At 53.7% G+C, this 13906-nt stretch carries 8 protein-coding genes; all 8 read right to left on the bottom strand.

Annotated features, from left to right (window positions below; genetic code table 11):
• The coding region (locus tag ACR0MJ_RS20105; RefSeq protein ID WP_480762348.1) for a malectin domain-containing carbohydrate-binding protein at positions 1 to 5062 on the bottom strand (5062 nt) is incomplete at its 3' end.
• A gap of 229 nt (positions 5063 to 5291) precedes the next feature.
• Positions 5292 to 7025, bottom strand: a complete 1734-nt coding sequence (locus ACR0MJ_RS20100; protein WP_480762347.1) for an ABC transporter ATP-binding protein — start codon at positions 7023 to 7025, stop codon at positions 5292 to 5294.
• A gap of 71 nt (positions 7026 to 7096) precedes the next feature.
• Positions 7097 to 8308, bottom strand: a complete 1212-nt coding sequence (locus ACR0MJ_RS20095; RefSeq protein WP_480762345.1) for a nucleotidyltransferase family protein — start codon at positions 8306 to 8308, stop codon at positions 7097 to 7099.
• Between the two features lie 130 nt (positions 8309 to 8438).
• Positions 8439 to 9569 (bottom strand): glycosyltransferase family 4 protein, encoded by a 1131-nt coding sequence (locus tag ACR0MJ_RS20090; protein ID WP_480762343.1) that lies wholly within the window; start codon positions 9567 to 9569, stop codon positions 8439 to 8441.
• Entirely contained in the window at positions 9563 to 10756 is a 1194-nt protein-coding gene (locus ACR0MJ_RS20085) for a glycosyltransferase (protein WP_170737450.1), read from the bottom strand. Before ACR0MJ_RS20085 ends, ACR0MJ_RS20090 begins: the two co-directional genes overlap by 7 nt.
• Positions 10753 to 11631, bottom strand: coding sequence for a glycosyltransferase family 2 protein (locus ACR0MJ_RS20080; RefSeq protein ID WP_170408844.1), 879 nt, complete (start codon positions 11629 to 11631; stop codon positions 10753 to 10755). Before ACR0MJ_RS20080 ends, ACR0MJ_RS20085 begins: the two co-directional genes overlap by 4 nt.
• On the bottom strand, positions 11628 to 12566 hold the full coding sequence (locus ACR0MJ_RS20075; protein ID WP_480762339.1) for a sulfotransferase family protein: 939 nt from the start codon (positions 12564 to 12566) through the stop codon (positions 11628 to 11630). Before ACR0MJ_RS20075 ends, ACR0MJ_RS20080 begins: the two co-directional genes overlap by 4 nt.
• A complete protein-coding gene (locus ACR0MJ_RS20070; protein ID WP_480762337.1) occupies positions 12538 to 13905 on the bottom strand; it encodes an O-antigen ligase family protein in 1368 nt (455 codons plus the stop codon). Before ACR0MJ_RS20070 ends, ACR0MJ_RS20075 begins: the two co-directional genes overlap by 29 nt.
• Between the last annotated feature and the right edge of the window lies 1 nt (position 13906).

The raw sequence follows: 13906 nt of genomic DNA, 5'->3' as shown, positions 1-13906 counted from the left end.
CGAGTTGAACAATCTCGACTCCATTGATCAGCGGGTTTTCGATGACACGCTGGAAGTCGATATCGATGGTGCCATCGGACACCTCTCCGATCCACTCGAACATACCGCCATTGCCCTTGCCCAGAGTACCTGCAAGATCAAGGTCATCAAGGAAGAGCTGATCTTCGACCAGTACATCAAACTGCCGGACACCTGGGTTATAGTAGCTTTCACCCATAAAGAGACGGACTGCATAAGTGCCAGATTCTAGCGTGCCATCGCCAAACTCAAGGCCCATTTCCGAGCCACTTGACGGATCCCAGCGCTCCTGTCTGAACAGGTCCGTCGGAACTTCTGTCGCATCCACTCCGGAATCCAGAGAAGAGACATTGCCGGTGTAGATGTTCGTGGGCCCGCCCACAACGGCTGACGCATCTGCGATCCAATCCCCTCCGCCGTCAACAGCCGTCACATTGGAACTGCCCGCATTCCACCGATACAAAATCGTGCTACCACCCGGTGCCGGGATATCATTGACAGTGATACCAAAATTCGATGTGACATCCGGATTGACCCCGTCAGAGGCAGTGATCGTGGCGGTATAAACGCCGGTTGGCGAGACATCCGGTGTGGACCAGCTGAAATCGCCGGTACCGTCGCCATTGTCAGTAAAGCTGTATCCAGTGACCGGCGTGCCGCTGGAATCCTCCAATGTCACGGACAGCGTGATCACATCACCCGCATCCGCATCCGTTGCCACAACCTGGGCCACCGCCGTCTCAAGCTCGTCGACGACCAGATCGGACACTGCAGTGATCACAGGCGCCTGATTGGGGGGATTCAGCGGATCAACGGTCGCCGTAATTGTAGAGGTAGTCGGAGAACCGCCCTGGCTCCACCACAGAGTATAGCTTCCAGCGCCAAGAGGCGTTGCAAATCCGATCGTGCTAAGCCCACCAGCATTCTCGATAACGCCATCAGCCATATTGGCCAAAAGATCACTTCCGATGCCGAATTCATCGTAAATCACCCCACCCAGCAGATTTGAGGCATCAGGGTTCGCCGGGCTTTCAGTAAACTGCGTGCCCGCCTGCATGCCAAGGAAGGTGGCGTTGGTGATGTTCACATCGTAATCGGCATAGTCACTCAGGGTCAGAGAGGTAAGCACATGGTCCGTTGGGACAACAATCGTGACATAGTCGTAATCCCGCGTCGGATCACCATCCTGAGTAGAGACCAGAACCGTGTCGCCTTGCGTCAGATTGACGACAGTCGGATTCAGACCATCATCCGAGAAATCTCCGACGTCTGTCCCGTTTGCGCTGTCTTCGAGGTCATCGATCGTGACGGTTGCTACGGCCGTTCCGATTGTGGCATTCGCCCCACTGACGCTTGTCACGTGAAGCTCGAACGCCTCCTGGCCTTCTATCTCGGCATCGGGCAGCAGGTCGACGAAAAGGTCGAGCGTGGTCTGACCCTCTGTGATCTGACCGCTGCCGGAATAGAAGCCGGTTACAGCATCATACGCCAGGCCGGCGGATGTGTAGTCCAGTTCTGGAGTTGCGCCGCCTGTGACGGGGCGCAGTTCAAAGTTTACATCGATTATCTGACCGGGTGGAACCGCTGTTGCAGAAGTGATGCTGAGAGAGACAGTTCCATCTGTCTCGGAAAAATTCCCGGCATTGGCCGAGACGACCGGATCAACGGGCACCGTATCCAGCCTGACGATTTCCACGCCATTGATTTGTGGATTTTCAACAACCCGTTGGAAATCGATATCGATGGTTCCGTCGGTAACCTGACCCACCCATTCGAATACACCACCAACACCCGAACCAAGCGTTGAAACAAGATCCAGGTCGTCCAGGAACAACTTATCTTCAATTGATACGTCAAATGTTCGCAAACCGGTTTGGGTGAAATACGCCTCGCCCATCAGCAGTCGTACCGCATAGGCACCGGACTCAAGAGCGCCATTACCAAACTCAAGACTCATTTCGGCACCGCTGGAAGGATCCCAGCGTTCCTGTGTGAAGATGCCGGTTGGGATCGTGTATTGCGATGCGCTGGAATCCAACGTGGAGATGTTTCCGGTATAGATATTTGTGGTTCCACCCACCAGAACCGACGCGTCGGCGATCCAGTCTGGTCCGCCATCGACCGCAACCACGTTTGAGCTGCCAGCATTCCAACGATAGAGAACCGTACCCGTGGTTTCAACGGCGTCCTGACCAGAAACCTCAATCCAATCCCAGGATGCGGCGAAGCTGTCGTCCCCGGTTGGCGCGGATGAGACGAGGCCAACAACGGCACCAGTGATGTTGCCATTGTTGTCATACTGCCCAAGGATTGCATCTCTTACATCGTTAGGCAGTGGCAGTGCGGCTGTGCTCACCCAATCCGTGAATGCGCCATCGTTGACATAGCGTGCGCGCGCCGAGATTGTCTCGGCACCCAGTGTCAGGTCAACGTCAAACGCGACTTGCAGATTGGGGTCTGCGATGCCCCGTATAGGGTTTTCGATGCCGGGAATTTCAACAAATACCGTGTTCGGAACATCGTTCTCTTCAACCACAAGCTGCAAGCCAAATAGTGGCGTGCCACCACTTGCATCCACCGCAATGGTCGCTTCCACAAAGGTGCTCTGATCTCCGGGGCCGACCATCAGCCCGAATTTTTCACCACCATCCCAAGTTTTGGAGGCGTCCGTATTCGGCGTATAGCTGAACACGTTCAGCATTTCGCTCACGATTGAGATACCACTCAGATTATCCTGTATCTCGAACCCAATCCCCAGAACGTCGGCCTGGTCATTCGCGGTACCAACCGCATTGCCGGTATCTGCGACATCAATACTGACGAAGGTGGATGCCCCACCCAGATTCCAAATGCCTGGGTTATAAAGAGCAGGCGAGCCATCGGAAGTGATCTGCGGGTCAGTTCCATTGCGCCAGACCGCGTTAATTCCGATATCGCCGGCGATACTGTCACCGCTGGGAATGGCACCAGGAGGTGTGGTTGGTGTGCTCAGTTCGAATTGCCATGTCAGGGTTTCATTTGCCCCGACCACAACGCCGCGGCCATCCAGCGGATCGCCAACATGGCTGTCATTGGTGTTGTCCTGACCATCAAGGTCAAGATCTGTACTCGGGTCGGATGCCTGCCCTCCGGGAATAAAGAACGTCACGTTGTCAGCGCCATAGGTGCCCGCAACTATCAGCCCTGCAAAATCGTCGACCCCGTCACCGTCACTATCGATGAATGTGCCCAACCCGTTGTCGCCCAGGGCGGCGACTGTCAGCGGTGTCGATCCGAAACCGTTTATTGTCCCGAGACTCTGGACCGCATCCGTCCGCCCGTCACCATCGGTATCAATGGGCTTCTCAAAATAAAGATTTCCATCGAAGGAAGCGGCAACAATTACGCCATTCAAGGCTCCGTTGAAGTTTGTCGCCGTGTATTCCGCCAGACCGTTTGTAGAGGCCGCTACCGTTTTGAGTGAGCCATCAACACTGTCATCAAAAAGCTGAGACTCGGGGGAATAGAGTGTGCCGTCCTGAACGCTTGTGCCGTCATAATAAGCGGTCGGATCGATGATCGAACTTCCCGGGTGAATCCAGTTATAGCCCGAGACAATGTCGTGAAGGTCTGCCGGAAGTCCGGTAGTGCCGGTCACGTCAACCCAATTCCCATCGCCCTGCTCCTCGTAGATTATCAGGAGCGCGGCGAGATAGGCCTGCGCCTCAGTCTCATTGGCAAAGATCACATCGCCATTGGTATTGAGAAGCGGATTGCCCGCACCAGGTATATAGTTTCCATCGGCATCAAATGTCGCTGCCAGAATAGCCGCTGCGGCTCGTATTGGAGAAGCAAATCCGCCATAGGGGCCAAATTCATCCGAGGTGTCCCCAGCATAGTGCAACTGGTCCCCGAAGCCCTGCGATCCTGATTCATTGAACAGGTTTGTCGCAAGCTCTTTTGTCCAATCCTGAACGTAATTTATGGCGTCGCCCGGAGTATCATCCACGAATGGAATCGGCTGGCCACCCCAGCCCGTGTTCGGTCCGTTATCCCAGGTAAAGACCTCACCCGCTTCAGTGACTTCCACATCATACGGATTACGGTATCCCGGAGAATGTATCTGCAGGGGATTGTCCACGAATTGCAGCTGTCCGCCGATGCTGACCAGAACCTTTTCAACAACCTTTGCTGCGTTCAGGCCGTTGTTGCCGCCTGCCCAATCGGGATTGAGCTCACCGTTTGTACCTGTCCCGTTGTCATCCAGAGTGAAGTTAGGAGCATCATTTGGATTCAGAATATTCAAGGTCGAAAGGTCGACATTTGGCCGCGTGGGGTCGTCCAGCGTCGCCAGATCCAGAATGAACGCTTCGCCATTCCCGTCCACCCGGACATCATAGCCTTCAAGGACAGTTAGATCGATCTTCAGGATCGTTCCGCCATAGGGATAATCGACCGTTCCAGCAAAGTTGTTCCCTGGCGCACCGTTGTTGGTGTTGGCACCGACTGCGACCCAGAGGATCTCGTGCCCGGTCACCGGATCAATCGCAATATCAAACCCGTTGACCGAGTGATTTTCTTCGGACCTGGGCAGACCACGCACAATGGCGATATTTGAAAGAACCTCACCCGTATCAGGGTCGAGGGTAATTTTGTGAATCTGGCTGGAGTTGGTGTCTAGGTTGGCATCGTTGCCTACTGCAATGCGCGAGTCGGATGAATTGACGTAAAGAACATCGTTTCCGTTTGCGTCCGTGGTCGTGATCAGCCCGGTCATTTGACGAGTGGTCATCGCGTTGACGGACCCATCATCATCGTAATTTTGGGTGTCTGTCTTTACATCATTGATAAGGGTCGAGTCTGTGACGACAAAGTCGGGCAGAGTATCAGCGTCGGGACCATCGGCCTGTCGCTCAATTTCCAGTCGCCATATACTGCCATCCTGCTGAGCAACGAATAGAACGGGATTCCCGGTTTTACTAAAATCCAGCGCTGTCGGATTGTTAACCGCCTCACCTTGCAAACCAGTAACGCCAAAAGAAATATCTGGATTAGAAAACGCCATCTAACACTCCACACACAAACACGGCAGAACGAAGGGGCGCAGGTCGAAAAATAGACCTGAGTTTGAGGTGGCACTCGCTACCCTTCGAGCCAAATACGTCTAAATTATGGTCTAAAAGAGTCCAAAAGTTAAGGTCTTTCAGCCGTTCTTCCGGCTACATTAGACAATTGTGAACAAAACCTGTAATTAATTCTATCTTGAAGAAAATACCCCGAGTACGACAACATTCTCAAACCGTTTCTCGATAGCTTCGCCCCTGTCGCTCGAATAAACCGGCATAGTGACCCTTAGCGGCGATAAGCTCATCGTGGGTGCCTTGCTCAATGATTCTACCGTTGTCCAGCACATAGGTGTAGTCCGCCATTCGCACGGTAGATAGCCTGTGGCTAATAATTAAAGCAGCACGGTTGCCAATCTTATCGCGAAAATTTTCGAACAGTTCGAATTCTGCATTGGGATCCATAGCACTTGTTGGCTCATCCATAATGATAAAATTCGATGCCGGAAAAAAAGCGCGAGCCAGCGCTATGCGCTGCCATTGCCCCAGACTCAGCTCGCGCCCGTTGTCAAACATCCGGGTGAGCGGGGTGTCATATCCCTGATCCAGTGCGCTTATGAACCTGTCCGCATCTGCGCGACGAGCCGCCTCAAAAATTCCGGGGCTGTCTTCTGGTAAACGGACATCTCCAAAACGAATGTTCTCAGCTACAGTTGTGGCATAACGCGAATAGTCCTGAAATATCACACTGAATAGCCGGCGGTAGGCAACTGGATCAAACTCGCGGATATCCTTGCCGTCGAGTGTTATACGACCACGATTTGGATCATACAGCCTTGCCATCAGCTTAATCAGGGAGGTTTTGCCTGATCCGTTTTCCCCCACAAGGGCGACCACCTGGCCGGGTTTGACAGTCAGGTTGATGCCCTCAAGCGCAGGGACACTGTTGCTGGGATACTGGAACGTCACATTCTCAAAGTGCAGACCTGATGTGATCGGGGCGGGCAAAGATTTGGGTGCTGTTGGCGCTTTGATTTCAGGCTCGACCGACAGAAAACCGAACAACTGCCCCAGAAAAAGCTGATCATCATAAAGTTTGGAAACATGGCGGACGAATTCCTGCCCACTGCTTTCTGCCCGACGAAATAGTAGAACAAAGAGCACCAGATCGCCCACGCTCAAATCCCCCGCCAGCGTCCGCATTACCAGAAACGATACAGCGCCCGCAAAGATGAGCGCGCCCAACCCCGAAACCACAAGCTCGGCAATCGCCTTGCGTTTCTCAATGGCGTATTGCTCCTCCCGCATACGTTTTTTCAGGCTGGAATAAAGCTCTTTGAGATGGGTACCTAAATCGCCAAGCCGTAGTTCCTTCGCGTGGATATCTGAGGTGATCAGCCAATCCAGATAGCTCGCTCGCCTTTCAAACTGGGCGCGATCCTTCTGCCATTGGAAAAGGGCTTTGGTGAACTTCAAGCGGATGAACAATACCGCCAACATGGCTACCAGAATGGCCGGCAGCAACCGCCATTCGATGCCTGCAAGCATCACAAGAATAGCAACCAGATAGAGTACACTTTTGAAAATCAGCAGAACAGTCGAGATCACCTGTGCCGGTCGCTGCGAGCCTGCCGCCCGCGCCCGTTCGAGCAGATCAAAATAGGCCGGACTTTCGTAGAACCCCAGATCGACGCCGATGGCACGGTTGTGAATTTCACGATCGACATAGTCGGACACCAACATGCCCTGTGCTGTCCGCGCGAGGTTCGCCAGTGTCTGGATGGCCACCGCGCCCAAAAGACCTACGCCCGTGAGCACAAGATAAAGAAAGACCGGCCCCGTCTCGACCTCTCCTTCAGCGGCGAACTGGGTTGAAATCACATCTATGAGCAGCTTGATAACATAGAGCACACCGATGCCTACAACCACCTCGATGGCGGTCAGGACAGAGACGATCAAACTCATTTTCATGCTGCTGTAGCGCAGCAAGCGGAACACTTTGGGCCAGACTGTCAGGCCAGCTTTGACTTTCGACTTCACAGACCAGCATCTCGCTTGTGGGAAAATAACAGATGCCGCTTCAAAATGCCGAGCGGTTTGGAAACATAGTAAATCCACTGAAGCCCGCGCGGCAGGGGCCATGCCTCATATTCGTCATAGCCTGGCAAGACACGGGACAGGCGCGTCAGGATGCGCGCCCGCTTGCGTACTTCCGGCGACACCATCCACTTGAACGGCAGCCCTAGAAGCTCCTCACCCTCACGCAAGTCATATTCCAGCTGCAAATCCCCAGGCAGGTTTCTCAGGCAAACGGCGGCCAGCTCGGCACCCCGGCTGCCGCCTTTGGCCAAATTACTGGCATCGCCAGAAACCGCTATCTCATGCAGTTCCAGGCAAGCCTCGGCATTCGAGCGCAGACCCAACTCTGCAGCTCGTGCCAGTACTTTGTTCCGGTCGAAAGAGGGATCTGAAATGATCGCATCAAGATCTGCAATCCAGTGTAGGCGCGACCAGATGTGGCGAGTATTGTGATAGCAGACATAGCAAAAGAGATCGGCGGTCGGCATGACGCCGTAACGCAGTGCTTCGTCAGAGATCATTTCACGACGCTGCAATGTCTCCCCAACTTCAAAGAGTCCGAGCCTTTTGTCGATATTCCAATGTACCTCGATCGTTATATTATTCGGCGTCACAAGCGTCGCCACAGTCTTATAGTTCAGAATGGCCTCGAGATCGCGATTGCTGATCTGACATCCCTTCAGGTCGTTCCCATCGGCGATCTGATAGCCCTTGGACAGCGCCTGGTGCACAAGTTTTCTCTGATCATCGCGCGACATAAGAATGTCTACATCGCGCGCAAAGCGCAGACCCGGATCATCATAATAGCGCGCAGCAAGGCTGGGCCCCTTGAGATAGACATGGGCCAGATCGAGCGGAGCCACGCAATCATTATGAAACTTCCGCTGCGCGGCCAGAACACGCAGCGCGCCAAAAGTAAGGGGCAAAACCTGCGCGCGCATGGCATCAAGCATGGTGCCATAGGTCTCGTCCAGCTTTAAGCTCTGCAAATTGCGGTAGACAAGCGGTAGGCTGAACTTGCGCAGAGCGATATCCGTGAGCTTCGGCCAGTCCTGGACGCGCGCGCAAAGCACGCGCGCGCGGTCCATGTCTTGAGGTGGAATAACAGCCCGGGATAGAAACAGAAGCGCATCGCAAATCGGTGCCGGAATGGACTGCATCTGTTCCATTCAGACCTCGAGTTCCGGCGTGGCCAAATCGCCCTGCGCCTGAGCGAGGTATTTTTTCACAAACGAGCGGAAAAATATTGTCGTCCCTGATCTTCCTGAAGTTCTATATTGTATAATCAAATTCCTGCCCTCAGCGCCCCACATCAATAAACAAATCCTGTAGCTCTCTGGCACACTCATCCCATGAGAAAAGGCCCGCACGTTCCAGGCCTTCCGCAATTTTTGCCTCTCGCTGGGCCGTATCCGTGCAGATGGAATATATGGCCTGTGCAATCTCGGCAACGTTTTCTGGGTCAACAAGCAGACCCGCATCTCCAGCCACTTCCGGCAGGGATGACGTGTTCGATGTGATCACCGGCACGCCCGAGGCCATTGCCTCGAGCACTGTCAGCCCAAAACCCTCATAGAGCGAAGGGTGGATATAGAGCGACGCCCGCCGATATAATGCCCGGAGCTGTTCGTCGGTCACATAATCCAGCAGGTGAACGCGGTTCATCAGGCTACCGTCATCCAGTTCTCTGAGCACGGTTTCGGTTTCCCACCCCGCACCACCAACCAGAACCAGATGATGGTCAATCGTATCTTGCACCTGCTTGAGCGCGCGTAGAACACCCTGTACATTCTTGCGCGGGCTGATCTTGCCTGCCGTCAGAATGACGGGCACATCATCCGGTGGAAGATTCAAACCCGCCAGGCAGGCCATATCGCTTGGCACGAAGAATTCCGGAGAAACCCCCTCTTTGATCACGCGGATGCGATCGGCGACATGAGCACCAAGATAGCCCTCAACCTCGTCTGCTGTGGACTGCGAAACGCAGACGATCGCGTCGGCACGGGCTTCGGCCTGCCGCAGGCTTTTCTCCATGATCCAGGGCTTGGTATTGGTGAAATACTCTGGATGTGTAAGTGGCCCCAGATCATGAACCGTCACCACGTAAGGTTTCCGCGTGGCAATCGCATATCCCAACGAGACCGCATGGACCACATCCACGGGCCCGCCAATCAACCGCTCCAATGTAGGCATATCGAGATAATGCCAGGCCAACGGTGTCAGTCTGCGCCCCAATTTAACCAATTCAAGCCCTGTATCCGCCTGCAGGGCAGACAGTTTTTCGGGCGACAACGAGGACCAAGCCGCCACGGGCCGGATGGCAAGATCATCGAGCTTGCACAACCCCTTATACATTTCATGCGCGTAACGGGTGATGCCATGCCCTTGAGATGTCGCAAACTGGTTTGAAAAATAGGCAACATTTAACACTGCACGCTATGCCTCTGCTGCTGATTTGAAATATCCGGAAAAAATCGCTTTATGATCGTGTCCACCTTCGCCTGCCAGCTGTGTCGGGCGGAAAATGCAGATACTGCGGCTTTCTGATTGTCCGTGTCAGCCATGATAACCTCAATCGCAGGCGCAATGTCTGCTTCTGTTCCGATCTGCGTTACAGGCGGGTGTAGCGCATCGAATTCATCATGGGCGGTTGAGAGCACGGGAAGGCCGGCAGCGGTATACTCATAAAGTTTGAGCGGGTTTTGTCCGCGATAAACCTCTTGCCGCCCGCGGTCATAGAGCATCACGCCGATATCTGCAGCCTTGAGGTATGCGGGTAAATCGGGCGGAGCTTTCGGACCCAAAAGCGAGACCGTGCTGGGCATCTGGTTCGCCAGATCGTGCGCCCATTGCGCCTGTGGACCGATCAGTATCAATGATCCACCTCGTGCCCCCATCTCTTTGGCAAGCGCCCCAAAAAGGCCCGGGTCGCCCTTTGCCAGCACACCGCACCAGACAGCTCGGGGGTGGGGCAGATGCGCGATCTCATCCGGGGCGGCAATTTCAGTGCGATAGATTTCCAGCTCGGCCCCCTGCCCCAAGACCGTCACCTTGGCGGCAGGAATGCCCAGATCTTCTACCAGATAAGTTTGCAGGCTTGTGCCAATAACGTAGACTGCGTCCGCCTGCGCATAATCCCGACGCTCCAGCGGTACAACCGCTGCACCCCGAAAAGCCGGATAGTAATCCACGACATGAAAGATGACCCGTGCTTGGGGAAAAATCTTTTTCAACGCCGCAACGCTGCCCGGCACGGTAGTCCATATGAGGTCGGGTTCAGATCTCCCCTGCCCGGTTACGCAAGTCCGGAGCGACGGCATCATAAGTCTATATTTCAAATAAGACGCGTTGGAGGTGTTCAGGGGCCAGACATCACGAACCGGCACGGGCGTGGCCAAATTCAGGACCCGCACCCTTCTGTCTGTGTACGGAGCCTTCTTCCACTCCTGCACATAGCCCTTTCCGCGCAAGAGGTGCACTGGATCAAGCGGGTTTTCCAGATAGCTCACATCAAACCCGCGCTGCCCAAACAACCGGGCCAGAACCTTGGTCGAGCACTGGATGTCCGAACTCCATAATGTCGGTCGGTGGAACAGGATATGCGGGGCCAAAGTCATTCGGCGGCAGGTTTTTGCGGGTCCGATGCCGCTGTCAAAACAGACGTACCCGCCCACATCTCATTAAGGTCTTTATCAAGTTGCTCCCGTGCGATCGCGTTCTGCCGATCCCAGACAACCGCATTCGCCCTGAAAATTGCTGTGGCTGAATGTGCGGCCGAGATAAAGCCCGGCGTACCATCCAGAAACCCGCGCTTTACCAGATATTTGCGGACAAATTCCGCGAACGGGCGCCCCACTACATCAATCCATTTGACCGGGCGGCCACGACTTTCGACGCCTTTGGTAACCTCTTCCAGATAGGTTGCACTTTTGCGGATGCGCTTTTCAAAATTGTCTTCGTTGAAATGGATCATCAGCCCTTTCAACTGACCAATTCGCTCGGCGGGCGCATCTATCAGGCAACTTTCGTGGAACATGCCACCGAAGCGGAATTTGTCCCGCCGCGCCAGATGGACCAAATTCCAGTCCCGCCAACCACCACCCTTCATGGGACGGTGCATGAAATAGTTCAGCCGCCTATAGCGGTAGCCATCCTTTCCCATATCGGTAATGCCTTCATGGATTTCTTTGGCAAGTTCTGGGCTGACGCGCTCATCAATATCCATATGCAGCAACCAATCGCTGGTGGCTGCATCAATCCCCTTGTTGCGCTGATGACTGAAGTATTCGCCTTCCTCGCGCGGACTTTTGAGGAATTTGACCTTGTTGCCATAGGCGTTCGCAATCTCTTCGGTTCGGTCAGTTGAGCCGTCATCCACGATAACGATCTCATCGACCCAATGGGCGAGATTTTCCAGAAAGCCACCGATGTCCCGTTCTTCGTTATAAGAGATCGAGACAACTCCAAGACTTGGACATTTGGTATTATTCATTTTTTTGTAGCCCGCGGCGCTTTGAGTTTCAGATAAACAGGTCGGACCACCCGGTCGCGCATGCGGACCATGCGTTTTTTGATACGGGTCTTCAGATCGGGCTGCATGGCGGCAATAGTGGCTGCCGTCGGTTTGTGCGGATTGATCAGTTCCAGATCCTGATAGCCGAAGGCCTTGGCAATCTGACTGACCGAGTGGTCAAGCTGCAGCGTGTAATTCTCGTTGGCCATCCATTTCTCCTTCGAGGAGGTATGAACCGCAGAGCCGATCTCGTCCTCGTATTCGACGCCAACAAACTCACACAGATCCGCCAAACCCTGTTTCGGATCCGCGATAATGTCCTCGTAGCGCACCAACTTGAACGTCTCCGGTGGTAACATGGACTGGATGCTCAAAAGGTTGCGCTGGATATTAAGCCAACCGAACTGGCGCCTCTCTGCATTGGTCGAAAACAATTCATGAGCAGAATATTGGACCGCCAGTGGATTGCGCACGAGACCGATGATCTTCACATCCATCTCCGTGCGGTCTACCCATTCCAATAGCAAGCTGAGAGCGCACCATTCTGCAAGGATTTGTGGTGATTTCTCAAAGAAAACCGGCTGGGCAAAGGTCTTGCACAACGCGTCCCAGCCTTCAAAAATCAGTTCCGTGTCATTCTCCGGAGGCTCATAATCAGGCATATTGCCCTTGAGCGTATCGATCAGATAAGTGCGCGCATTCTCGCGTGAGCCATAACCAGCATATGGCTTGAAACCCGAATAGAGCATGTCAGGCCGGTTCAGAACCACGGACGCCTTCAGCCAATGATGGGTCTCAAAATACGTATGGGGCGAATAGTCGACATGACGGATGCCCGAGTGTTTGCACAGCTCATCCTGCAGCATGGTTGAGCCAGAGCGTTTGTCAGACAGTAATATGACGACCGTAGGCATGTCCTGTCTCCTTGTCTGTTGAGGTATTCGAATAAACCGGGAAATGCCTGAGCGCGGCTAGCAAGCCAAAAATAAAATAGAACATCATAGCCCCGCGTGGCTGGGACACCATAGCGTGACCAAAAATTGCCCACGGGGCTATTCCAACCACAGAGGCCAATAAAGCCTGACTGAAATACTGACCAATGCCTGAACGCCTGCCCTTCACATGTTTGAGTGCATAAAAGAACGCACTCGCCAACAGGAACATATGGAGCAGCGCTGCGCCCATTCCGTTTGCATAATAAGACACAGCAAACAGCGCGTGATTGGCTTTACCTGCAACCTCAGGCACGACCGCATTGGACTTCAGGATGGCAATACCCTGCCCCGCTACAAGAAACGAAGGATGTTCAAAGATGTGTTCAAACGGTTCTACATAGGCAAGCAGGCGTTCGGATTCGCGCTCGTCTTCAAGAGGATTTTCAAAGATCGCCGCAGATCGGTTAGTCAGACGGTCAAAAAAGAAAACCTCAGAATTGACGCCGACCATCATGACCAAAAGGATTCCAAATCCGACAGGTCGAAGGATGCCCTTCTTAATTCTATTGAGGCCGAGAAACACTGTGAAAAGAACAATTAGTATGGCTCCCAGGATCGGCCCCCGGGAATAGCTCATCAACACACCCATGGGGGCCAGAAAACACGCGATCATCGCCACGGTTCGCCAGCGCCCAATCGGTTTGGGCCAACTGTAGAGCAGGGCAGCAAGTGGCCACGACAGATTAATGAAACTGGCCCCCAAAATGGAGACCCCCACCAACGTCCGCCCCCGCACCCCGGTGTCACCCGAATCCAGGTAGGATGCGGCTACCTGCCGCCCCGCAGGATCAAGGAAGGTATTTTCCAAGACAAACCGTACTACGAAATTTCGAGTTTGTGGGAGGGAAGTCAAAATCATCAGTGAGGCCGTGACAATCACCCCAAGCGCGGCTGCCTTGATCACAAGCTCAAGATCTTCGGGCGTTCTGATAAGCTGTCCGGTCGCATAAAAGACTAAAAATGCGAGTGTCATACGCGCCGCCTGATAAACATGCTCAAAGATTGAGCCAGTATAAATGAAGCCCACAAATTCCCCGATAATCGTGAAGGAAAACAGGGCCAGAATAATCCACTGGAATGGTCTGCCACCAGGCCCAAAACCGTGTCGCCGGCTGGCGTAATAGACAATCAGAACAATAATAATATCAATGAAATACAGCGGTACAGGACCCACCCGGACATTCATCTTGGGAACGGCAGTCAGCATAAAAACAAAAACCGCCATTGCTATTGTACCGTGGGAATACTGCTTAAGCATG

This window comes from Ruegeria sp. C6, from assembly GCF_056537625.1.
This window is presented reverse-complemented; position numbering and strand designations above follow the sequence as displayed.

Bases quoted from the DNA above. Each gene is read 5' to 3' on its own strand.
- ACR0MJ_RS20100 (WP_480762347.1), bottom strand. From the start codon at position 7,025: ATGAGTTTGATCGTCTCTGTCCTGACCGCCATCGAGGTGGTTGTAGGC.
- ACR0MJ_RS20085 (WP_170737450.1), bottom strand. From the start codon at position 10,756: ATGACTTTGGCCCCGCATATCCTGTTCCACCGACCGACATTATGGAGT.
- ACR0MJ_RS20075 (WP_480762339.1), bottom strand. From the start codon at position 12,566: ATGCCTACGGTCGTCATATTACTGTCTGACAAACGCTCTGGCTCAACC.
- ACR0MJ_RS20070 (WP_480762337.1), bottom strand. From the start codon at position 13,905: ATGCTTAAGCAGTATTCCCACGGTACAATAGCAATGGCGGTTTTTGTT.
- ACR0MJ_RS20095 (WP_480762345.1), bottom strand. From the start codon at position 8,308: ATGGAACAGATGCAGTCCATTCCGGCACCGATTTGCGATGCGCTTCTG.
- ACR0MJ_RS20080 (WP_170408844.1), bottom strand. From the start codon at position 11,631: ATGAATAATACCAAATGTCCAAGTCTTGGAGTTGTCTCGATCTCTTAT.